Annotated in this window: 20 protein-coding genes; 5 read left to right on the forward strand and 15 right to left on the reverse strand. The window is 59.2% G+C overall.

Going from position 1 to position 23,580, the window contains the following annotated elements:
* Positions 1-38 precede the first annotated feature (38 nt).
* From BLW11_RS00755 to BLW11_RS00770, 4 genes are all read right to left on the reverse strand, one after another.
* A complete protein-coding gene (locus BLW11_RS00755) occupies positions 39-923 on the reverse strand; it encodes an ABC transporter permease subunit (protein ID WP_048362108.1) in 885 nt (294 codons plus the stop codon).
* Positions 920-1,840 (reverse strand): ABC transporter permease subunit, encoded by a 921-nt coding sequence (locus tag BLW11_RS00760; protein WP_048362107.1) that lies wholly within the window; start codon positions 1,838-1,840, stop codon positions 920-922. The genes BLW11_RS00755 and BLW11_RS00760 overlap by 4 nt, the downstream gene beginning before the upstream one ends.
* Positions 1,837-2,979, reverse strand: coding sequence for an ABC transporter ATP-binding protein (locus BLW11_RS00765; RefSeq protein ID WP_048362106.1), 1,143 nt, complete (start codon positions 2,977-2,979; stop codon positions 1,837-1,839). Before BLW11_RS00765 ends, BLW11_RS00760 begins: the two co-directional genes overlap by 4 nt.
* A 215-nt stretch (positions 2,980-3,194) precedes the next feature.
* Entirely contained in the window at positions 3,195-3,956 is a 762-nt protein-coding gene (locus tag BLW11_RS00770) for a gamma-glutamyl-gamma-aminobutyrate hydrolase family protein (protein ID WP_048362105.1), read from the reverse strand.
* A gap of 278 nt (positions 3,957-4,234) precedes the next feature.
* On the opposite strand from BLW11_RS00770, the gene BLW11_RS00775 reads away from it, so the two are divergent.
* From BLW11_RS00775 to BLW11_RS00790, 4 genes are all read left to right on the forward strand, one after another.
* Entirely contained in the window at positions 4,235-5,611 is a 1,377-nt protein-coding gene (locus tag BLW11_RS00775; protein ID WP_048362104.1) for a glutamine synthetase family protein, read from the forward strand.
* Between the two features lie 194 nt (positions 5,612-5,805).
* The gene (locus BLW11_RS00780) at positions 5,806-7,296 is read left to right on the forward strand and encodes an aldehyde dehydrogenase (RefSeq protein ID WP_048362103.1); all 1,491 of its coding nucleotides are present in this window, start codon (positions 5,806-5,808) and stop codon (positions 7,294-7,296) included.
* Between the two features lie 52 nt (positions 7,297-7,348).
* On the forward strand, positions 7,349-8,647 hold the full coding sequence (locus tag BLW11_RS00785) for an NAD(P)/FAD-dependent oxidoreductase (protein WP_048362102.1): 1,299 nt from the start codon (positions 7,349-7,351) through the stop codon (positions 8,645-8,647).
* Between the two features lie 234 nt (positions 8,648-8,881).
* Positions 8,882-9,430, forward strand: a complete 549-nt coding sequence (locus BLW11_RS00790; RefSeq protein ID WP_046810696.1) for a cupin domain-containing protein — start codon at positions 8,882-8,884, stop codon at positions 9,428-9,430.
* A gap of 226 nt (positions 9,431-9,656) precedes the next feature.
* Here BLW11_RS00790 and BLW11_RS00795 read toward each other — a convergent pair whose 3' ends face one another.
* From BLW11_RS00795 to BLW11_RS00815, 5 genes are all read right to left on the reverse strand, one after another.
* On the reverse strand, positions 9,657-10,862 hold the full coding sequence (locus tag BLW11_RS00795) for a hypothetical protein (protein WP_241486186.1): 1,206 nt from the start codon (positions 10,860-10,862) through the stop codon (positions 9,657-9,659).
* 21 nt (positions 10,863-10,883) lie between these two features.
* Positions 10,884-12,755 (reverse strand): hypothetical protein, encoded by a 1,872-nt coding sequence (locus BLW11_RS00800; protein ID WP_048362100.1) that lies wholly within the window; start codon positions 12,753-12,755, stop codon positions 10,884-10,886.
* Between the two features lie 8 nt (positions 12,756-12,763).
* Complete coding sequence (locus tag BLW11_RS00805) at positions 12,764-13,618, reverse strand: SH3 domain-containing protein (RefSeq protein WP_048362099.1); 855 nt, start codon at positions 13,616-13,618, stop codon at positions 12,764-12,766.
* A gap of 24 nt (positions 13,619-13,642) precedes the next feature.
* A complete protein-coding gene (locus tag BLW11_RS00810) occupies positions 13,643-14,902 on the reverse strand; it encodes a hypothetical protein (protein ID WP_048362098.1) in 1,260 nt (419 codons plus the stop codon).
* 195 nt (positions 14,903-15,097) lie between these two features.
* Positions 15,098-16,120, reverse strand: coding sequence for an aldo/keto reductase (locus tag BLW11_RS00815; RefSeq protein WP_193790205.1), 1,023 nt, complete (start codon positions 16,118-16,120; stop codon positions 15,098-15,100).
* Between the two features lie 212 nt (positions 16,121-16,332).
* On the opposite strand from BLW11_RS00815, the gene BLW11_RS00820 reads away from it, so the two are divergent.
* A complete protein-coding gene (locus BLW11_RS00820; protein ID WP_048362097.1) occupies positions 16,333-16,965 on the forward strand; it encodes a helix-turn-helix domain-containing protein in 633 nt (210 codons plus the stop codon).
* A gap of 251 nt (positions 16,966-17,216) precedes the next feature.
* Here BLW11_RS00820 and BLW11_RS00825 read toward each other — a convergent pair whose 3' ends face one another.
* The 6 genes from BLW11_RS00825 to BLW11_RS00850 all read right to left on the reverse strand — a co-directional run bounded on the left by BLW11_RS00825 (position 17,217) and on the right by BLW11_RS00850 (position 23,229).
* Positions 17,217-18,548, reverse strand: coding sequence for an LLM class flavin-dependent oxidoreductase (locus BLW11_RS00825; RefSeq protein WP_048362096.1), 1,332 nt, complete (start codon positions 18,546-18,548; stop codon positions 17,217-17,219).
* Between the two features lie 32 nt (positions 18,549-18,580).
* Complete coding sequence (locus BLW11_RS00830) at positions 18,581-19,345, reverse strand: ABC transporter ATP-binding protein (protein ID WP_048362095.1); 765 nt, start codon at positions 19,343-19,345, stop codon at positions 18,581-18,583.
* A 25-nt stretch (positions 19,346-19,370) separates the two neighbouring features.
* Positions 19,371-20,156 carry an ABC transporter permease gene (locus tag BLW11_RS00835; RefSeq protein WP_048362094.1) on the reverse strand — a complete coding sequence of 262 codons (786 nt, stop codon included), beginning with the start codon at positions 20,154-20,156 and terminating at the stop codon, positions 19,371-19,373.
* Positions 20,153-21,055: an ABC transporter permease gene (locus BLW11_RS00840; protein ID WP_048362093.1), complete on the reverse strand. Its 903-nt coding sequence runs from the start codon at positions 21,053-21,055 to the stop codon at positions 20,153-20,155. Before BLW11_RS00840 ends, BLW11_RS00835 begins: the two co-directional genes overlap by 4 nt.
* 128 nt (positions 21,056-21,183) lie before the next feature.
* On the reverse strand, positions 21,184-22,278 hold the full coding sequence (locus BLW11_RS00845) for an ABC transporter substrate-binding protein (RefSeq protein WP_048362092.1): 1,095 nt from the start codon (positions 22,276-22,278) through the stop codon (positions 21,184-21,186).
* A 39-nt stretch (positions 22,279-22,317) separates the two neighbouring features.
* Positions 22,318-23,229, reverse strand: coding sequence for a TauD/TfdA dioxygenase family protein (locus BLW11_RS00850; RefSeq protein ID WP_048362091.1), 912 nt, complete (start codon positions 23,227-23,229; stop codon positions 22,318-22,320).
* Between the last annotated feature and the right edge of the window lie 351 nt (positions 23,230-23,580).

Consider the following 23,580-nt stretch of genomic DNA (forward strand, 5'->3'; position numbering starts at 1 on the left):
TGTTTCGGCGAGCAAGCAACCTTGCTCGCCGAAACGCTTTAAGCCATTGCTTCTGCCCTTTGCTTGCCAGGCTGCTTCCAGGACTCCGCCGCCGATTCATCGATGGCTTGCTGAATCGCCTTTTTGCGGTGCTCTTCAGCACGGCGGCTGAAGAACCACACCATGAAGGTCATCAGCGATACCGCCAACAGAATCAGGCTGGCCACGGCGTTGATTTCGGGTTTAACCCCCAGACGCACCGCCGAGAACACTTCCATCGGCAAGGTCGTGGAGCCTGGGCCGGACACGAAGCTGGCCAATACCAGATCGTCCAGCGACAAGGCAAAGGACATCATGCCCCCCGCGGCCAATGACGGCGCGATCATCGGGATGGTGATCAAAAAGAACACCTTCCACGGCTTGGCCCCCAGGTCCATGGCCGCCTCTTCGATCGACAGGTCCAGCTCACGCAGACGCGACGACACCACCACGGCCACATAGGCCGAGCAGAACGTGGTGTGGGCGATCCAGATGGTGACGATGCCACGCTCTTGCGGCCAGCCGATCATCTGCGCCATGGCCACGAACAGCAGCAACAGCGACAGACCGGTGATCACTTCCGGCATGACCAGCGGCGCAGTCACCAGGCCGCCAAACAGCGTGCGACCCTTGAAACGCGAAATCCGGGTCAGTACGAACGCCGCCAGGGTGCCCAGCGCGACGGCTGCAATCGCCGTGTAGCAGGCAATCTCCAGCGAGCGCATCACCGAGCCCATCAGCTGCGTGTTGTCCAGCAACCCTGCGTACCACTTCAGCGACCAGCCGCCCCACACCGTTACCAGCTTGGAGGCGTTGAACGAGTAGATCACCAGGATCAGCATCGGCAGGTAGATGAACAACAACCCCGCGACCAGCATAAAACTAGAAAAACGGATGCGATTCATATCTTGCCCTCCAGCTCTTTAGCCTGGCTGCGGTTGAACAGAATGATGGGCACGATCAGGATCGCCAGCATGACGACAGCCAGTGCAGACGCTACGGGCCAGTCACGGTTGTTGAAGAACTCTTGCCACAACACTTTACCGATCATCAGGGTTTCCGGGCCGCCCAGCAGTTCCGGAATCACGAACTCGCCCACCACCGGGATAAACACCAGCATGCAGCCGGCGATGATGCCGTTTTTGGACAGCGGAACAGTGATTTTCCAGAAGCTGTTGAACGTGCTCGAACCCAGGTCGGACGCGGCTTCCAGCAGGCTGGTGTCGTGTTTCACAAGGTTGGCGTACAGCGGCAGAATCATGAACGGCAGGTACGAATACACAATGCCGATATACACCGCGATGTTGGTGTTGAGGATCTGCAACGGTTCGCTAATCCAGCCCATCGACATCAAGAAGCCATTGAGCAGGCCGTTGTTGCTGAGGATGCCCATCCACGCGTAAACCCGGATCAGGATCGCGGTCCAGGTCGGCATCATGATCAGCAGCACCAGCACGGTCTGCATTTCTTTGCGCGCATTGGCGATGGCGTAAGCCATCGGATAACCGATCAGCAGGCACAACGCCGTGCTGAAAAAGGCCATCTTCAACGAACCCAGATAGGCGGCGATATACAACTCATCGTCGCCCAACATGGCGTAGTTGCCCAGGTTCAGCAGCAGCTGAATTTTTTGGTCAACGTAGCTGTAGATCTCGGTGTACGGCGGAATTGCGACGTCGGCTTCAGCAAAACTGATCTTCAGAACGATGAAGAACGGCAGCATGAAGAACAGAAACAGCCACAGGAATGGAATCCCGATGACCATATGGCGGCCACCGGGGGTTATTCGTTGCAGTCGGCGCTTGAGCTTTCGCATGTTCATGAGCGCAGTACCACGCCGCTGTCGTCTTCCCACCACACGTAGACCGCGTCGTCCCAAGTAGGGCGGGCGCCACGGCGTTCGGCGTTGGCCATGAACGACTGGACGATCTTGCCCCCGGGCAGCTCCACGTAAAACACCGAGTGCCCACCCAGGTAGGCGATGTCATGAACCTTGCCGTGGGACCAGTTGTAGGCAGACTCGGGCTTGAGGCTGCTGACCAGCATTTTTTCCGGGCGGATGGCGTACGTAATCGATTTGTCCTCCAGCGACGTCGTCACGCCGTGGCCCACGTAGATCTTTTGATCCAGTTCCGGGCTGTGGATGATCGCGTAGCCCTCCTCGTCATCAATGACCGAACCGTCAAAGGAGTTCACGTTGCCGATGAACTCGCACACCATCCGGCTGACAGGCGCTTCATAGATGTCTACCGGGCTACCGATTTGGGCAATCCAGCCCAAGTGCATAATGGCAATACGCTCAGCCATGGTCATGGCTTCTTCCTGGTCATGGGTCACCATCACACAGGTCACGCCCACCCGTTCGATGATTTCCACCAGCTCCAGCTGCATCTGCGAGCGCAGTTTTTTGTCCAGCGCGCCCATCGGCTCATCGAGCAGCAGCAGCTTTGGACGCTTGGCCAGCGAGCGGGCCAGGGCCACGCGCTGACGCTGACCACCGGACAATTGATGCGGCTTGCGTTTGGCGTACTGGGTCATGTGCACCAGTCGCAGCATTTCCTCAACGCGGGCCTCAATATCACTGGCGGACAAACGGTCCTGCTTCAAGCCAAAGGCGATGTTCTGTGCCACCGTCATGTGCGGGAAAAGCGCGTATGACTGAAACATCATATTGATCGGCCGCTCGTAGGGCGGCATGTCAGTGATGTCTACACCGTCGAGGAAAATACGGCCCTCTGTTGGGCGCTCGAAGCCTGCCAGCATGCGCAGGAGGGTCGATTTTCCGGAGCCGGAACCTCCGAGCAGGGCGAAGATTTCGCCTTGATTGATCTCCAGGGATACATCGTCAACAGCGATGGTTTCGTCGAATTTCTTGGTGACCCGATCGACTTTTACCAACACTTTTTTCGGTGCCTGGTGACCTTCAAGAGCCTTCCTATAGGTACTGGAGGCGTTTGCCATATGAAACTCCCAACAGGTTTCAGTCGCCAGGCCAACGCGGCCCGACTTAGTAGTGGATAACCCGCAGCGAACGGGCTCATTCGGCGCCGACCTTCCGGCAGCCTGGTTGTACTTGTTGTTATCGCGGTGTGTTGTGGTGAGGGACTGACACGCAAAGACGCGCCCACCTGCTTACGCAGACAGCCAAATCAATACGCGAAAATAAAAATCGTCAGTCAGCGCGAATCACGAAGAGATGCCCGTTGCCGGCATGCATCGCCAAACGCCTGAAAAATACTCAAGTAGACAGGGTTGTCTTGAACCTGCCATTCCGGGTGCCACTGCACACCCACGGCAAACGCCTTGCTGAACTCAACGGAAACCGCCTCGATCAGGCCATCCGGAGCAACGGCTTCGGCACGCAGGCCAGGGGCCAGCCGATCAATGCCCTGGCTGTGAATCGAATTGACCTGGAACGCGGGAGGCAAATCCAGCGCCTGAAACACGCCGCCCGGCTGCACCTCAACGCCATGCGCCGGCGCGTACTGCACGGCCAGGTCTGGATGATCTGCTTCGCGGTGATCGAGAAAGCCCGGGAGCTCGTGAACTTTCTGATGCAGGCTGCCACCGAATGCCACGTTCATTTCCTGAAAACCCCGGCAGATGCCGAGCACCGGAACGCCCGCAGCAATGGCTGCACGCAATAGAGGAAGGGTCGTGGCGTCGCGCGCCGGATCGTGATCCGTGCCGGGAGTGCTGGCAGCACCTTGATAGTGGAACGGTTCCACATTCGAAGGCGAACCCGTCAGCAACACACCATCCAGATGAGCGAGCAGCTCATCTATTTCTGTCAGGTGTGCCAGGGAAGGAATGATCACCGGCAACCCCAGCGAGGCGATGCTGACAGCACGCAAGTACTTGTCGCCGCTGACGTGGTAAGGGTGCAGGCCAATCTGTTTGACACACGCAGTAACGCCGATCAATGGCTTGAGTGCCATTTTTATCACCTCGAAGTTTCACACTTGAACGAGCTTTTTCGGAGCTTAGCTTTGTTGATTTTAATTAACAACTCCAATGTAAAAAATATAAAACACGCCAGAGCAAATCATCACCCACCTCGCGCTCTAAACGGCCTATCCGATACCGAAAAGCCCTCACAAGGCCTAAAAAATAACATTTTAAAGCCAGGTGTTCGCTATTGACTTCACTATACCTTTCGGATTGACTGAGTTCGTGAAAGGGCAGTGAACATAATAATTAACATAATAGGTGCATCATGTCGGTTCCCCTGCGCGCAGTTCAGCTCAATGAAGCGAACGCATTCCTTAAGAAATATCCTGAGGTTTTGTACGTCGACCTTCTCATTGCGGATATGAACGGCGTGGTGCGCGGCAAGCGCATCGAGCGCACCAGTCTCCACAAGGTTTACGAGAAAGGCATCAACCTGCCGGCCTCTTTGTTTGCGCTTGATATCAATGGCTCTACGGTGGAGAGCACCGGCCTGGGTCTGGATATCGGTGACTCGGACCGTATCTGCTACCCCATCCCCGACACCCTGTGCATCGAGCCTTGGCAGAAGCGCCCGACCGCACAATTGTTAATGACCATGCACGAACTCGAAGGCCAGCCTTTCTTCGCTGACCCGCGTGAGGTGCTGCGTCAGGTCGTTTCCAAATTCGATGACATGGGCCTGACGATTTGTGCAGCCTTTGAACTCGAGTTCTACCTGATCGACCAGGACAACGTGAACGGCCGCCCGCAATCGCCACGGTCGCCGGTATCAGGCAAACGTCCGATGTCGACCCAGGTGTATCTGATCGATGACCTCGACGAATATGTCGACTGCCTGCAAGACATCCTCGAAGGTGCCAAAGAGCAAGGCATCCCGGCTGACGCGATCGTCAAGGAAAGCGCCCCGGCGCAGTTCGAAGTCAACCTGCATCACGTTGCCGACCCCATCAAGGCCTGCGATTACGCAGTACTGCTCAAGCGTCTGGTGAAGAACATCGCCTACGACCACGAGATGGACACCACGTTCATGGCCAAGCCGTATCCGGGCCAGGCGGGCAACGGTCTGCACGTACACATCTCGATTCTCGACAAGGAAGGCAACAACATTTTTGCCAGCGAGGATCCCGAGCAGAACGCCGCGTTGCGTCACGCGATCGGCGGTGTGCTCGAGACCCTGCCAGCACAGATGGCCTTCCTTTGTCCGAACGTGAACTCATACCGTCGTTTCGGCGCACAGTTCTATGTACCTAACTCGCCGAGCTGGGGTATCGACAACCGTACCGTGGCGGTCCGTGTGCCGACCGGTTCTGCCGACTCCGTGCGCATCGAACACCGCGTCGCCGGCGCCGATGCCAACCCGTATCTGTTGATGGCTTCTGTGCTGGCTGGCATTCACCATGGCCTGACCAACGAAATCGAGCCGGGCCCTCCGGTGGAAGGCAACAGCTACGAGCAAAACGAACAGAGCCTGCCGAACAACCTGCGCGATGCATTGCGCGAACTGGACGACAGCGAAGTCATGGCCAAGTACATCGACCCGCTGTACATCGACGTATTCGTCGCCTGCAAGGAGAGTGAACTCGCCGAGTTCGAGAACTCCATCTCGGACCTTGAGTACAACTGGTACTTGCACACCGTTTGACGGGCCCAGTGGTGTACGCCTCTCCACGTACACCGCCTCCCCCTGTGGGCGCCGTGGGCACACCCACTATTGATCTCGCCTGACACTGCGCTTTCGCGGGCAACCCCGCGCCCACAGCGCCTGTGTTTTTCGAATCGTTAATGGGTCGACTTCAAGTCCCGCGCCCCCATTTCCCTCTGCATCGAGTCACTCCAATGGCAAACACTCGCAGTGACTGGGAGCAACGCTTTCAGTCTTTGACACTAGAAGGTCGGGCATTCATTGATGGTCAATACCGCTCGGCACTCAGCGGTGAAACCTTCGAATGCATGAGCCCGGTGGACGGTCGCTTTCTGGCGAACGTCGCCAGCACCGATGAAGCCGACGCCAATGCGACGGTGATCGTTGCACGCAAGGCCTTCGAATCCGGCATCTGGGCCAGGCTCGCTCCGGCTGAGCGCAAACGCATCCTGATTCGTTTTTCCGATTTGATTCTGGCAAACCAGGAAGAACTGGCGCTGCTGGAAACCCTGGACATGGGCAAGCCCATCAGCGACTCCATGACCATCGATATCCCGGCGACCGCCAATGCGATTCGCTGGAGCGCCGAGGCCATCGACAAGATCTACGACGAAGTCGCGCCCACGCCACACGATCAACTGGGCCTCATAACCCGTGAGCCTGCAGGTGTAGTCGCGGCCATCGTGCCGTGGAATTTCCCGCTGATCATGGCCAGCTGGAAGTTCGCCCCGGCCTTGGCGGCAGGCAACTCGTTCATCCTCAAGCCTTCTGAAAAATCGCCACTCACGGCGATCCGCATCGCGCAGCTGGCACTGGACGCCGGTATCCCTAAAGGCGTGTTCAACGTCCTGCCGGGCTTGGGGCACACCGTCGGCAAAGCGCTTGCGTTGCATATGGACGTCGACGTTCTGGCCTTCACGGGCTCGACGGCAATTGCCAAGCAACTCCTGATCTACGCGGGCCAAAGCAACATGAAGCGGGTGTGGCTTGAGGCGGGCGGCAAGAGCCCTAACGTGGTGTTTGCCGATGCGCCGGACTTGCGCGCAGCCGCGCAAGCAGCCGCCAGCGCCATTGCGTTTAACCAGGGTGAAGTCTGCACCGCCGGCTCGCGCCTGCTGGTGGAGCGCTCGATCCGCGAGCAATTCATTCCCTTGCTGGTGCAGGCATTGCAAGCCTGGAAACCGGGGCATGCCCTGGACCCGGCGACCACCGTGGGCGCCGTCGTCGATCAGCGCCAAATGGAATCGGTGCTGCGCTACATCCAGATCGGCAAGGACCAGGGCGCACACCTGATCACCGGCGGCAATCGCACCCTCGAAGACACCGGAGGCCTGTATGTGGAACCGGCCATTTTTGACGGTGTGACCAATGCCATGACCATCGCTCGGGAAGAGATCTTTGGTTCGGTGCTGTCGCTGATCACCTTCGACACCGAGCAGGAAGCACTGGCGATAGCCAATGACTGCATCTACGGCCTGGCCGCAGGCGTGTGGACCAGCAACCTGAGCAAGGCCCACACCTTTGCTCGCGGCTTGCGCGCCGGCAGCGTATGGGTCAACCAGTACGACGGCGGCGACATGACGGCGCCGTTTGGCGGGTTCAAACAGTCGGGTAATGGTCGGGACAAATCGCTGCATGCGTTCGACAAATACACCGAGCTCAAGGCCACCTGGATCAAGCTCTGACACCTTTACGGCGGCTGTCGCCGGCACGTGTCGACAGCCATCGGAGAAACTTATGAATCAACGTTCTGTTAAACAAAATCATGTAAACAGCTACTACGCCGCGACCCGCAACCACACGGGCGACTTCCCGACGCTTGAAGAGCTGGTGGAATGCGATGTCTGCGTGATCGGTGCGGGCTATACCGGCCTGTCCTCAGCCCTGTTCCTCGCCGAGGCGGGCTACAGCGTCACCGTGCTCGAAGCCGCCAAAGTCGGCTTCGGGGCCAGCGGTCGCAACGGCGGTCAACTGGTCAACTCCTACAGCCGCGACGTAGACGTCATCGAAGCGCGCTACGGCGACAAGACTGCCGAAGTGCTTGGCAGCATGATTTTTGAAGGCGCCGACATCATCCGTCAGCGCATCCAGCACTACGATATCCAGTGCGATTACCGTCCCGGCGGGATCTTTGCTGCGCTGAACAAAAAGCAGCTCAAAGGCCTGACCGAGCAAAAAAACAGCTGGGAACGCTACGGCAACAAAAACCTGACCATGCTCGATGCACAAGACATCAAGCGTGAAGTCGGTTGCGACAACTACGTGGGTGGCCTACTGGACATGCAGGGCGGACACATCCACCCGCTGAACCTGGCACTCGGCGAAGCTTCGGCAATCATCGGCCTGGGCGGCAAGATCTTCGAGCAATCGGCCGCAGTGGAAATCACCTACGGCGAGCCAATCACCGTGCGCACCGCCAAAGGGGTCGTTCGGGCCAAGTACCTGCTGATCGCTGGCAACGCCTACCTGCCGCAAGACCTCGACAGTCGCGTGACTAGCAAAAGCATGCCCTGCGGTTCGCAAATTGTCGTGACAGAGCCGCTGGCGGAAAACGTCGCCCGTAGCCTGATCACCAACAACTACTGCGTTGAAGACTGCAACTACCTGCTCGACTACTACCGCCTGACGGCCGACAACCGCCTGCTGTACGGCGGCGGCGTGGTCTACGGCGCCCGCGAGCCGGACGACATCGAGCAACTGATCAAGCCGAAAATCCTCAAGACCTTTCCTCAACTAAAGGACGTGAAGATCGATTACCGCTGGACCGGCAACTTCCTGCTGACCATGTCACGCATGCCGCAATTCGGGCGTATCGAGAAAAACGCCTACTACATGCAAGGCTACAGCGGCCACGGCGTCACCTGCTCGCACCTGGCGGGCAAACTGATTTCTGAAATGATCCGCGGCGACGCCGAGCGCTTCAATGCGTTTGCCTCGTTGCCGCACATGCCCATGCTCGGTGGCCGGACCTTCCAGGTACCGCTTACCGCCATGGGCGCTGCGTACTACGCAATGCGCGACCGTTTCGGGATCTAGTTCAACCCGGCTGGCGCCACCTGAAGGGCGACGCCAGCCAATGCGGGTCTGCCAGATGCAATCCCTGTAGACGCTGGCTTACCCGCCATTTACCGAACCTGCTGAGCAACACGAACAAACGTGATTTAATAGTCGCCTTTCACGTTTCTGGGACAGGGGTACGGTGCGATTTGCAGCATCCGTCGACCGCCATCTCCCCCCATCACCCTTAAGTAGTTCTCACATAAGGCTGTCATGGACACGGGCTCACGACTCAAATTAGTACGCGAAAGCTACAAAATGTCCCAGCGCGAGCTGGCCCGGCGTAGCGGCGTCACCAATGCCACCATTTCCCTGATCGAACAGAATCGCGTCAGTCCTTCTGTGAGCTCCCTCAAAAAGTTGCTGGAAGGCATCCCCATGTCTCTGGCCGATTTTTTTACCTTCGACCAGCCACCCCGCGAACACCAATACGTCTTCCGCGCCAATGAACAACCGGATCTGGGACGTGATGGCTTGCGGTTGCTGCTGATTGGCGCTTCGGTGCCGGGCCGGCAGATGCGGTTGTTGCGCGAGCAATACGCGCCGGGCGCAAGCTCTGGAGAAGAGCCGATTGTGCACGCCGAAGGGGAAGAATGCGGACTGGTTGCCCGGGGCACGGTTGAACTCACCGTGGACGGACAGATCAGCATATTGAATGCAGGCGACGGCTATTACTTCCCGACCACCCTGCCCCACCGCTTTCGCAATATCGGTGCCGATGAAGCAGAGATCATCAGCGCCAATACACCGGCCAACTTCTGACCCTGCCATCAGGTTTCCATCGCGAGCACGCCCGCTCCCACATACCCCGCGTTGTAACCGCTCACGAGTAGAACGAGGCTGCGTTCGAGCGCGAAGCGGTCGCAATGCACCCGCATCCATATCGACCTGAGGTCGCAGCGCAGGTGTTCAGAGAGGAAAAGGGAGGCTGGAAGGGAGGGCCGAGGAGCCCGGCACGCCGGGCTCCTGGTCTTGGACGGTGAGACGGTCAGTTCGTCTCGAGGGTGAAGCTTTTGCTGACAAACAGGCCTGCAAACAGGGATTTGTCCTCTTTGAAGGTGTAGCTCTCTTTGAACTTGCCATCGCTGACCAGCTTCGCGGCGATCGCACATTCCGAATCACTGTGCTTTTTGGCCTTGGCACCGAAGTCGTTCTGGAACATTGAAAGGCCCGTCTGCACGCAGTAGCCCTCGAAGTCCTGACGCTTGGTGGCAGCCTTGTACGCCTTGAAGCCATCTTCCAGCGGATCAAACCCTTTGTAGGTCAGCGAGTAGTTCGCCACCTTGGCTTTACGGGCAAAGTTGGCCGCTGCATCGGAGAGTACAGACTGCCCCATGGAGGTGTTGTAGGCCCCCATGATGAAGCCGCTGTAGGCGCCTTTAAGCAGTTCCTGGACGTCATCGAGCTCCGGGATCGAGGCGAACTCGGCCTCGCGGGTAATACGGCCCGTTTCGCTGCCGTCGTTGCGGTGAACCACGACAAACTTCATCGAGCCTTCGCCATCGTCAGAACGCTTGAGGGTGAAGTCCAGGTCAACCTTGGTGCCGATATCCCCCGTCGCAGTGCTCAGAAAAGCCCCGGCGAACGGCAGGCGGGCAACCGTGTTGCTGCCCCACGAATAGCTGGAGTTAACCACACGCCCGTTTGCTTCCACCTCGGCGCGGGGCTGGATCTCATCGGCGACATCCGAGACCAGTACCACGTCAGAACCTTTGTGTGAGATGTAGGGGTTGGCCATGTCCAGGCCCTTTAGCTGGACCCGGATTTCGCCATCCTTGCTATCACCGGAGCGGCTGATTTTCAGGGAGTCGGCCTTGAGGTACACCCCGCCTGCACGACCACCACCGGTGGTGGCGTCCAGCAAGTAACGCGACCAGGCCGCCAGGCCGGTTTCGTTGGCCGCACCGTTGGCGCCCGCCAGCAATGTCAGCATGCCTTTGAGAAAGGTTTCGGTACCGTTGGTTTGCGCGGCAACCAGCCGAATCTCGGGGTCCGTTACCGTGAGGTTGCCAGAGAAGACGGAATAGGAAACATCCCCTTCGTTCAGCACGTCAGCCAGAAAGAACTGCTCTTTCAAGTCGTCGTAATAACCGAGCGTTTTCTTCTTGCCGGCGCTCGACATCATGGAAACCGTCACACCCAATACGACTACAGCAGCGGCCGCGGCGGCGATGATGATTTGCTTCTTGTTCATCGTTTTCATAGTGGCGTGGCCTTACTCAATTTGGGCTGATGCTTGCTGCCAGGCAGTCACATACTGCTGGGACACTTCAGGGGTCCAACTGAAGTCGATACCGGCGTTCGGGAACTCCTTGGCCAGTACCACACCGAAAGACACCCGGTCTGCGCAGTGATCTTGCTGGCAGGCTTCAGGCGTGCCAGCCGAGTACACGCGGAAGGTCGGAATAGCGCGACCATCCACCAGCGGCAGGTACGGCGTCATGTTGGCGGCATACAGCACATACCACTGCTCTTGCAGGTCGGTATCGGCCTGCACCCGGCCCTTGCTCGGGAAGTCGATTTCGTAGAAGTCGCCGCGTTTGCCCGTGACGTGAATCATCATCGGTTCCGCTGATTTCGAGGTCGACGGGTTAAGCATGACCATCGGCGTCGGGAACGCCACCTTGATGCCTGCCATCTGGGCCAGGGCTTCGGTTTCGCGACCTTCAAACTCCTTCATGCCGGCTTTCAACTGCTCGTAGCGGTTGAGAATGCGGGCGTGCAATTGCGCCTGCTGTTCTTGCAGACGGCGGGCTTCGCGCACACGGATCTCTTCACGTCGTTTGGTGTAGTTGCTGCCTTCACGAACATCGAAGTAAAACTCGCCGCGGTTTTCACCCATGCGGGTGCGAACGATCTTCAGGTCATCATTGGACGAGTAACCCTGCGGATAAAGCGTGTCCAGGTTCTTGGCGATAAACAGGTTATCTACCCCGACGGTCGAAGGCGAAGTGGCCTTGATCAGCTGGTAGATCTCAACCACGGCCTGCTTGTACTCGACCGGGTCGAGTGCAAACCCATCGTTCGCGGTGACCGCCACGTAGTACGGGTTGCCGCTGAACGGCGTGAGCACGCGGTATTTTGAACGCTGGAATGCCAGGTAGACCTTCATGCCACGGGCCGGGATTTCGCCCACTTCGAACAAGGCCTGATCAGCATTCGGGCTGAGGTAGGACAGTGCCTTGCCTTTGACCGCCGATGCGGCCGATTGACTGAACATCAACCCGCTCGGGTGAACGTAGGCACGGTTCCATGAGTCGCCGCGGTAGGTGTTGGGGATCGACCAGCGCAACTTGTCGAACTCGCCTTCGGCATAGCCGGACGCGGCACACGGCATGGCCGGAGAGGACGCGAAAGCGATGCTCGGATCGCTGGAGTCCATCGCCGATTTGCTGATCAGCCACTTGCAGCCCGCACCGTCAGTGACGGAAATCAGGTTGTTGTTGCCCACTGCCAGCGAGCGGCCAAAGTCAGCGGTGGGTGCCGCAGCAATTGCAGCCTGAGGCGCTGGCGGGGCAGCCGGGATTGCCGCAGGAACGGGCGCTGCTACCGGAGCCACAACCACGGCAGGCGCGGGTGCAACAACCGGAGCGGCGACTTCAGCAACCACTGGCGCTGCTACCGGGGCCACAACCACGGCAGCCACTGGCGCTACAACCGGAGCGGCGACTTCAGCAACCACTGGCGCTGCCGCCGGAGCGACTACGACCGGGGCCACAACCGGCGCTTGAACTGGCGCGGGTGCGGCTGCAGCCAATGTCGCGAGCCCCAGGTGTGTCGCATTGCCTGTGCCGGAGGCGAAGACATTGCCCGTTGCATCGACGGCTTTCCAGCTGACGTTGGCGCGCGGGCATTCTTGTTCGAGGATAAAAGGCAGTTTGCTCAGCAGCACGTTCAACGGCTTCTGATCATCCCAGGCCGGGCGTTGCATGGTGATGGCGATCTGCGGTTTGCACCAGGTGTTCGCCTCCCCTTCAACCAGTACGTGGATCTGTTCAGACTTGGAGTAGGCTAATTCATGTGAGTAAGCTTGAGGCGCAAGGCCCCAAGCACTCACCACTGCGAGGGCGAGTGCATGGTTCTTCATGGGGTTCCTTAGATGAGTTCCCAGGTGCCGTTGGCTTGCTTGCAGAAGGTGCTGTTTTCCTGCTCGCTGTTACCGTCTGCCGCTTTGAGGCTTACGGTCACGGGGCGGCATGAGGTTTGTGCCACAACCTGCTGGGTTGGCAGCGACGGGATCGAGTCCAGGTCAAACGCACGGGTTTCCTTGTCGGCCGAGACATTCATCTCGTCGAGGTTGGCAGCCGGCTTGATGTTTTTGGCCATGGCCACAGACTTTGGCTCGACCAGGTCTTTGTGCACGTAACCCACGGTCACACCCTTGCGGCCCACCAGGATCCAGTCGCCGGTAGAACCCACGGCGGTGAACTCGGTGCCTGGCTGCAGGCCGCCGACCTTGCCCGCATTTTTGTTGGGCGCGGAACGGACGTTGGAGCTGCTCTTGGTCATGTACGGCTCGTTGATGAGCTTCATCGACGGCACGGCAGCAATCTTGGGCGCACGTTTGACTTCAACGGTTTTGGTGTCGGTGAACTCTTTGCCCTGAACGATCTCGGCAGTCGCGCCTGAGTGCGCGGAGGTCCATTTCACAGGCTGACCCGAAGCCATCGCGGGCTGGTTCAAGGCATCTTGAGTACGCTGCGCCAGAGCCTGGCGGTCTTGATCATCGAGCTTGGCGCCGATCTTGTTGCCGATGTAGCCGCCCAGGGTACTGGTCAGCAACACGGCGATGATTTTGCCATTGCCCTTGCCCATAAAGGAGCCGGCCACTGCGCCCGCGACTGCGCCGATGGCAGTACCGGCCTGCTCCTTGTTGATACCCATCTGGGCACAGCCCGAACTGGTCGCGATCGCGACCGCAAGGATTGAAACGATGAACTTGTTACGCACGGTGAATCTCCCTTTTGTATTTCATCACTCCGCTCTCAGCAGAGGTTTTGTCAGGTTGTAAAGCATGGCCTGCGAGGTCATGGCCCAGTTGAACACTGAGGCCACGACCATCGGTTGCCGGCCCAGACTTCTGAATGCATCACGGTACCCGGCCGAATCGACAATGCCGTTGCTCAAGGCCAAAGGCACAATGACGATCAAGGCAATGGCCGCCGGGCGCACAAAACGAATGCGCCCGGGCATGCGGCTCAGCGCTTCAATACTGGAAATGATCAACACCACAAGGCTGATGGCGCCAAAGAACAACCCGCTCAGCAGTGAAAACGGGATGAACCACATGTTCTTCACCACGTTCAGCCCTTCAAGGCCCTTGATGTCCGTGTGGGCCACATCGAAGGCCATGTTCTCGGCAATGGCGGGCAGGTAGCTCTGGAATTGTTGGCGCGTCGCCAGCAGGTTCATCCCTTTCACGTAGAAGGGCCCCAGCGTGCTTTTGGCCATGTGGCGGATTTCGTCTGAATTGATCAGCGCGTCGCGGCTTCTTACCCCCGGGCTGATCGACCGGGCGTACTCATCGATTGTGGGTTGATAGCCCAGGTCGCGATCCCCACGCGGCCACGGGATGGGTTTGTGTTCATGCCCCGCAATCCCCGCGGCACGAAACCCTTCAAGCTTGGTGTACTCGCGAATGATGTCGTCGACATCGGGCACGACGGTTTCATTGAGCCGCTCGTACAGGGCATCGCCGTTGCGGGTGGTATAGCCACGGAACACGGCAGCAGCAAAGCCCTGGAAGTTCTTGTCGATCCGGTTGACGTATGAGCCCTGGACGCTCATCAACACCCCGAGGTTGGCGATAAAAGCCTTGCCCTCCCCCTGATCCTTGTAGGCCTTGTAGGGCAGCCCGGGGATATTCAGGGAGTCATAAAGCAGCCCTTTTTTGGTCACGTAGGCGTACAGGCTGCTGACCCGCAGAGAGCCCGGGAACTGTTCGGCGATCCAGTCGGGTGCAGCGCCCTGAAACCACCAGGTGGCCGGCGTAACGATCAGGGTTGAGGCAACAAGCGAGATCCACAGCACCTTGCCCCGGTCCCGGTAACGCCGGTAGCAGAGGCGCCAGACCAGCAGGCACATACTGGTCGAAGCCAGAACCTGGCTATAGGTCTCAAGGTCTTCGAGTTTTTTGAGGGGGATATCTGCCCCTGCCATATTCAAGAGTTCAGCGTTGAACAGGAGGCTGCAGATCAGATAAATCGCGTTCAAAACAACAAGTGCGACGAGCATCCAACTGTTCCTTGTCAGAATTCAGGCCGTGCGCAGTAGATGGTGAGGTGCGCGCAAAGCGGATGGCATTTTGCCAGCTAAGCCCTGGCGGTACCACCCAAAATCGTCCGTCATTCAAGAACACAGGTTGCTGCATCGCTGCAAACTCAAGGCTTGCGCCCGCAAGGCGTGCTTGCGGGCGCAAGACCTGCCGGCTCAACCGAGGGGTTTGCGCCCGAAAAAAGGATGACTCGGGTCGTTATAGCCCGGTGTCGAGGAATGCCCAGTCACCACCAGGTCATTGATAAACGCCTCGTCCTGGGCGGTGAAGTTGTAGTTCAACGCCGGTACATAATCTTCCCACTGCTGCTCGGTACGCGGCCCGGCAATCGCCGAGGTGATCAGGGCGTTGTTCAGCACCCAGGCCAGTGCGAACTGGCCGGCACTGATGCCACGCTGCTCGGCGTGTTCGCGGATACGCTGGGCGAGGTTGAGGGACTCCGGGCGCCATTCCGTCTGCTGCAGGCGCAGGTCGTTGCGCCCGGCGCGGGTGTCCTGGCCTGGGGCTTGGTCCGGATTATATTTACCCGTGAGGACGCCTCGAGCCAGCGGGCTGTAAGAGATCACGCCAATGCCGTAATGCTCGGCAGCCGGCAAGTGTTCGACTTCGATCTGACGGTTGGCCAGGTTGTACAGGGGCTGGCTGACGCTGGGCCGCTGGATGCCCAGCAGGTCAGCGGTACGGCTGAATTCGGCGAGTTTCCAGCCCCGATGGTTCGACAACCCGTAGCCCCGGATCTTGCCCGCGTGGATCAGGTCGTCAAGGGCGCGCAGGGTCTGGTCCACTGGCGTGTCGTGGTCTTCGCGGTGCAGGTAGAAGAGGTCGATGTAGTCGGTGTTCAGGCGCTTGAGGCTGGCCTCGACCGACGCAATGATGTACTGGCGCGAAGCACCGCTGTTGTTCGGGCCACTGCCACTGGGCTCGGGATAGCCGAACTTGGTGGCCAGTACCCAGTGCTGACGGCGCTCTGCGATCAAGCGGCCGACAACTTCTTCCGAGGCGCCGCTGTTATAGACGTTGGCTGTGTCGATGGAATTGATGCCCTGCTCGAACGCACGGTCGGTGATGCGCCGGGCTACGTCGTCCGGGGTTTGCCCGCCGAACATCATGGTCCCCAGAGTAATGGGCGAAACCTTCACGCCGTTACGCCCCAGGTTGCGGTACTGGATGTCGCTCATGATGACTCCCTGCGTTGTGACCTGAAATCGAGTGGCGCCAACCTTAGTCAGCGGGGTTGAAGCGGTCAACGCCCAACGGGGTATAACTATAGAGCCGTTTTATCAGCCTGCTGCTTATTCAATATCGGTATTTAAAGGTCTTAAATAATTATTTATAGATCTAAGCAACCATCGGTAATCTCATGGCTTTCGGATTGCATGAAGTAGCGCCCATGAACATTCCAACCGGTTTTCTCGACAGCAGCGGCAGCATCCCTTTCAGCCTGCCAGAGCGCGATCATCGGGACGACGACCCCATGGCCAGGCGCATCAGCCAGAACCTGCGGCGCTTGCGTGACAAGGGTCAGGTGTCTCTGGATGTGCTGGCCCATTCCAGTGGCGTGCGGCGGGCGTTGATCGTGCAGATAGAAGCAGGCCGCAGCATTCCCTCGATCAAGGTGCTGTGCAGGATCGCGGGTGCGCTAAAGGTCTCGATCGCCGAATTCCTCACCCCCGTCGAACCCCATGGCGCCCTGTTGCTGCCTGCGCAAGACGGTACCCTGCAGGTCAACGCGGCCGGCACTGTGACTCGCCGCGCCTTGTACCCGGCACAAGCCGAGCCGCTGGTAGGGTTTTACGAACTGCGCCTGGGGCCCCAGGCAGAAGAACATGTGCCGGGCCACGCGCACTGCGTACAGAAAAATCTGGTGGTCGCACAGGGCCGCCTGGCGCTGAGCATTGGTGAAGAACACTTTGTGTTGCATACCGGCGATTCGATCCTGTTCCGCGCCGATCAACCCCACACCTACCGCAACCTGCTGGACAGCGAGGCCGTCGCGTATCTGGCTCAGCCATCGTGGCGTTGAATGGTTACTGCGCGAGCCAGCGCCCACAAGGGTTGCGCCTGTGCACGCTCAATAAAAAACCAGCGCGACGTAGAGCTGCTCTGGTAAGAGCGAGCCTGCTCGCGAAGGCTTCAAGGCCTGCTTCGCGAGCAGGCTCGCTCCCACAGGAATGATTACTGCGCGAGCCAGTGCCCACAAGAATTGCGCCTGACACGCTCAATAAAAAACCAGCGCGACGTAGAGCTGCTCGCTCCCACAGGGGTGGGGGGGAGTCAGGCGGTTTTCAGGGCGTAGCGCGAATCAGGCCGGCTCAGGCCGTAGTGCTCGCGCAAGGTGCTGCCCGCGTACTCACGGCGGAACAAACCGCGCTGGCGCAGGATCGGCAGCACTTCATCCAGGAATACTTCAAAGCCCTCTGGCAGCGACGGCGGCATCACGTTAAAACCATCGGCCGCACCACTGCGGAACCACTGCTCGATCAGGTCGGCGATCTGCACCGGCGTCCCCACCGGCACCCAATGCCCACGCGCACCGGCCAGACGGTTGATCAACTGGCGCAGGGTGACGTTCTCGCGATCAACAATGTCGATGATCAGCTTGAAGCGGCTGGACTGGCTTTCAATGCCCTCGAAGTTGATCAAGTGGCGAGGGAATGGCGCGTCCAGATCCTGACCGGACAGGTCCACACCCAACAGGAGTCGCAGTTGCCCCAGGGAAACATGGGGCAGAACCAGCTCGTTGAGCTCATCAAACTTGCGCCGGGCTTCAGCTTCAGTGCTGGCGATGTAGGGGCTGATGCCCGGAAGGATTTTAAGCAGGCGCGGATCGCGGCCCACGGCCCTGGCCCGGGCACGAATGTCGTTGGCAAACTCGGTGGCGCTTTGCAGGGTCTGGTGCGCGGTAAAAATGGCTTCGGCATGTCTGGAGGCAAAGTCACGACCATCCTCGGATGAACCGGCCTGCACTTGCACCGGCCGCCCCTGGGGCGAACGCGGTGAGTTCAACGGTCCCTTGACCTTGTAATAGGCGCCGACGTGGTTGATCGAGTGCACCTTGGTGCTGTCGGCAAACACACCGCCCGCCTTGTCCAGCACCAGTGCATCGTCTTCCCAGCTGTCCCACAGGTCACCCACCACTTGCACGAATTCTTCGGCCTGGGCGTAGCGGTCGTGGGCCGAAGGATGCTCGTCGAGGCCAAAGTTGGCAGCGGCGGCGGCCATTGACGTGGTCACGATATTCCAGCCGGCGCGGCCCTTGCTCAGGTGGTCCAGGGCACTGAACGAGCGGGCCAGGTTGTAGGGCTCGCTGTAGGTGGTGCTGGCCGTGGCGATCAGGCCGATGCGCTGGGTCACCGCCGCGATGGCCGCCAGCCAGGTCACGGGTTCAAAGCGGATGCGCAAACCTTCACGACCGCTTTCAGCCAGTGACGGCGAGTCGGCAAAGAAGATGGCATCGAGTTTTTCACGCTCAGCACGCAACGCCAGTTGTTGGTAATAGCCAATGTCCATGGACGATTCCGGCACCGACTGCGGGTGGCGCCAGGCGGCTTCGTGATGACCATTGGGGTAGATGAACAGGTTAAGGCTGAGCTGACGTTCGGGCATGTTCCGTTCTCTGAATGATAGGTGGCAGGGGGTCAGTGCAATTCGGCGAAGTCACTCAGTACATCGTCGCGCAGGGCGATAAAACGGCTGTCGCTACGGTTGCGCGGGCGCGGCAGGTCGACGTCCAGAATGCGCCGGATACGGCCGGGGTTGGGCTGCATGACCACCACGCGATCGCCCAGGAACACCGCTTCATCCACATCGTGAGTGACCAGGATCATGGTGATTTTTTCCTTGGCCCAGATGTTCTGCAGCTCGCCCTGCAGGCGCGCACGGGTCAGGGCATCGAGGGCGCCCAGGGGCTCGTCCAGCAACAGCACGCTCGGGCGATTGACCAGACCGCGGGCGATGGCCACGCGCTGGGCCATGCCACCGGAAATCTGGTGCGGGTAGGCATCGATAAAATCCTGCAGGCCCACCAGTTCAATGTGCTCGCGCACGGTGTCGCGTTTTTCCTTGGGGCTCAGGGGCGAGTTCTTGAGCGCGACCGCGACGTTCTGTTCAACGTTGAGCCAGGGGAACAGGCGGTGGTCCTGAAACACGATGCCGCGCTCCAGGCCCGTGCCCTTGATGGGTTTGCCATCGAGCAGGATGCGCCCTTCGTATTCTTCGTCCAGGCCAAGAATCAGGCGCAACAGGGTGGACTTGCCGCAACCGCTGGCGCCGACGATGCTGATGAACTCACCGGGGGCAATGTCGAGCTGGATGTTGTCGAGCACCTGCAATTGGGTCGAACTGCCCGGGCGGGAAGCAAAACGCTTGCTGATGTTTCTCAAGGTCAGGCTGTTGTTGAGCATGCTGCAATCCTTCTGAAAGTGCCGGTCAAACCGGTGCGATGCCATACAGGCGCTGCATCCGCCGCTCAAAAATCCGTGCCAGTGCATTGAGGCTCCAGCCCACCAGGCCGATCACCACCATGCCGAACAGCACCAGGTCCATCATGAAATGCTCGCTGCCATCGATCAGCGTATTGCCGATGCCCTCCCCCGAGACCAGCAAGTATTCGGCCCCGATGGTCGCCAGCCACGAGTACACCAGCGCCAGGTACAGCCCGGTGAAGATCGACGGCAAGGCGGCGGGCAACATGACCCCGACGATGGTTTGCCAGCGGCTGAAGCGATAAACACGCGCTACTTCCAGCAGGTTGGGCGGCACATTGCGCAGCCCGTCACAGGTGTTCACCACCACCGGCACCAGCGCTGCCAGTGACAGAAACACCACCTTGGCCACATCGCCCAGGCCGAACCACACCGAAATCAAAGGGATCCAGGCGAACAGCGAAATTTGCTTGAACGTGTTGAAACTCGGCCCCACCAAACGCTCGAAGTGCCGCGACAGGCCCAGCAGGCAGCCCAGCACCAGGCCCAGTGTGGTGCCGATAAAAAAGCCACTGAGGTTGCGCGCCAGGCTGGCGCTGATGGCCCGCCAGAATTTGCCCGAAGCAATCTGGTCCCAGGCCGTGGCCGCCACCTTCTCCGGTGACACCAGCAGACCGGACTGGCTCCAGCCCATGTGCGAAGCCAGCCACCACACACCTACGGCGGTAATCGGTACAACCCAGCCGCGATAGCGACGGCTGCCATGATTGATTGCCAGAGCAGTACTCATGACAGGCGCCCCGCTGCAGGTGCGCGGCCACGATGCAGGCGACGCTCGGCGTAATCGAAACCGCGATCGATCAGCAAGCCGATCGCACCGACCACCACCACGGCCGCCATCACCAGATCCAGTTGAAACAGCTGGCGACCATAAACAATCAGGTAACCCAGCCCCTCGCTCGAAGCCACCAGTTCAACCACTACCAGCGATAGCCAGGCTTTGGTGAAGCCCAGTCTCAGCCCCGTGAACAGGGTTGGAATGGCCGCAGGCAAGACGATGAACACGACGCTCTGCCAGCGGCTGAAACCGTACGCCCGCCCCGCTTCCAGCAACCCTTTGGGCGCCTGACGAAAAGCCTGCAAGGTGCACAGCGTGATCGGCACCATCGCCGCCTTGGCGATCAGCACATACTTGAGCGGCTCGCCGATGCCGAACACCAGCAAGGCAAACGGCAGCCAGCCCAGTACCGGTATTTGCACCAGGGCGTTGAAGGTGGGCAGCAGGTAATCCTCTACGGTTTTCGACAACCCCATGGCCAGCCCCAGCGCCACACCGGCAAGGGCCCCCAGGGCAAATCCGACCACGACCCGCTGCAAACTGGCGGCCGCGTTTACCCACAGATCCCCGGAAGTGAACAGGTCCGACAGGGTCTCGTAAACATAGGCTGGCGGTGGCAGCACCTGCTCGGAAAGCCAGCCGCGCTCAACCCCCAGATACCACAGGCCCAGCAGCGCCAGCGGCAACAGCCAGGGCAAGGCGCTGTCACCCAGCTTCGTGGTCCAGGAAGAGGTGCGCGCCACCTCGACCTTGCGTACAGGGCGGGTCGGTGACGGCGGCAAGCGCTTGACGTTGTCCCGCGGTAGCGCCGGTGCGTACTGCTCTGGTGTGATCGTCTGTGCCTTGGCCATGTGCCTGGCTCCCTTGCTTGCTACAAAAAACAGAGTGTTTGTGTGTGGGAGCGAGCCTGCTCGCGACTGGATCGACACGACCGCGTCGCCTGCATCGCGAGCAGGCTCGCTCCCACACAGGGTTGCAGTTACTTGCCCGCGACAGCATTACCAGCAGGCTGCTTGCCATCCGGGCCATAGGCCGTCCAGAAGTTCTCCAGCCCTTTGGTTTTGAGGGCGGTCTGCAAGTAAACGGGCTCGAACCAGCCCTCGATGCTGACCGGGCGGCGGATAAGTTTTTCGTCCTTGGCCTGGTCCGCCACCGCCTGATAACGACTCACCAAAAAGGTGTCGATCAGCGGCGACGCCCTGTCCCGCAGGCTGACCCCGGTAAAGTCGGCGCGCAGTGAGTCCACCGGGTCGTTGCTCTTGGCCCACTCGGTGAAAACGGCATCGCGGTGGCCGTCTTCAGACGTCCATTTCGCCGCGTCCACCAGCGTATCGACGACCTTTTGCACGTTGGCCGGGTGTTCCTTTTCATAGGCACCACGCACCACCAATGCCGTCTGGCGGGTGTAGCGAACATCCTGCGCCGGGTTGTCGTAAATGATGTCGATCAGGCCTTTGTCCCGCAGCTTGAACAGTTCGCGACCGCCGAAAGCAGCATCCACACCATTGGAAACCAGAGCGGCCTGGGTGCTGCCGGTATCGAGGTTGATCACCTTGATGTCGCGCTCGGTCAGCCCGTGTTCAGCCAACAGGTTGATCGACACCAGATGGCCGTTGGTGCCGCGAAACACCGCGACCTTCTTGCCTTTAAGGTCTTCGATGCTCTTGATGTCCGAGCCCTTGGGCACGGCCAGGTAAAGATTGGCCCGTACGCCCAGGGCGGCCAGCAATTTGGTGTCCAGCCCGTTGGAGCGCCCGACCACAGCAGGCAGATCACCCTGGTAGGCGAAGTCCAGCTGCTGGTTGGACAAGGCTTCATTGACCGCAGGGCCCGCTCCTTTGAAGAAGAACCACTGCACGTCGGTGCCGCTGCCTGCGAATGCTTTTTCCAGCAATTGCTGGTTGCGCACGATGCCCAGGGTCGAGCCGCTGAACGTGACCGGCTCACCACCCCCCGCGGTCGCAACGCCGATGCGCACTACATCGGCCTGGGCCAGAGGTGCAGCCAGCACCGCCGCCAGCACGGCGGCAATGCGGCCCTTGCGAAACAGGGCATTACGTTTGAATAAGGCCATATGCACGTCTTCCTTGGAGCAAGGGAATGGGGGGGTCAGTCAGGCGGCGAGGTGTTTTTTGTCGGCTTCGGTTTTCGGCGAGCGAGTGTCCGGGGTAGGCTTGAGCGCCTGGCTCAGGCGGCCGTCCACACCCACCGGCACGTCGCCGTCGATGGTGGTGCGGCGCACGATGCGCGGGGCATCGCCGTAGTCGTTGATCGCGATGTGCTGCGTGGCGCGGTTGTCCCAGATCACCACATCGCCTTCCTGCCAGCGCCAGCGCACGGTGTTATCCACATGGGTGATACGGTCGTGGAACAGGCGAATCAGTTGTCTGGAATCGTTGCTGCTGACGCCCTGTATCTCTTTGACAAAGTGGCCCAACAACAAACTTCTTTCGCCCGACTCAGGGTGTACGCGAACCAGAGGATGTTCGGTTTCATACACTTGGGCCGTGAACTGTTCGCGATAACGCTTAAGGCCCGACTCATCGGTATTACGTGGTGTGGCATAGTCATAAACGTTGGTATGCAAGGCGCGCAAACTGTCGGCCAATTGTTTTAACGGATCTGGCAAATCGGCATAGGCCGACGCGGTATTGGCCCACACGGTGTCGCCGCCATAAGGCGGGATGACCACACCGCGCAAGATAGAAATCTTCGGGTAATTGGCAACAAAGGTCACATCGGTGTGCCAGGAGTTGGCGCGGGTTTCCTTGGCATCCAGGTGCAGGATGGCGGCGCTTTGCTCGGCGGAGCGCACGGTTGGATGCGGAACCTGATCGCCGAAGCGTCGGGAAAACGCTTCGTGTTCGGCGTCATCCAGATGCTGATCACGGAAGAACAGCACTTTGTATTTCAACAATGCCTGATTAATAAACTCGAATGTTTCAGCACTGATATCCCCGCCCAGCTTTATGCCTTCAAGTTGTGCACCAATTCGACCTGCCACAGGTTTTATTTGAATAGTCATTGCGCCACTCCTGCCTCACGAGTTGTTGTGGACAGATCATAAAGGCATAAAAGCAGCACTGACTAATCACTATTTATTCTAAAGATAGATAGACACTTTAATAGAACAAAGGATGTTTAAACGACTGCGAATGGTTATAAGTTTTTTGGTTGTAAGTTAATAACCAATTAAAGAATTTCGTCGTACATAACTAACGCGCCTGTCGCCAATCAGGCGATTGGTGCTCTCGGATGTTTCACAGGAATGAAAGCGAATCGTCGTACGAATTACCTGATTATCTCTAGCTAGGCTCACCTAGCTGACCGCCCTTCTATGGCGGCTTAATGTCTGGAGAGCCTATGAACAACACAG

It is taken from the genome of Pseudomonas deceptionensis (assembly GCF_900106095.1).
GTDB classification, from domain to species: domain Bacteria; phylum Pseudomonadota; class Gammaproteobacteria; order Pseudomonadales; family Pseudomonadaceae; genus Aquipseudomonas; species Aquipseudomonas deceptionensis.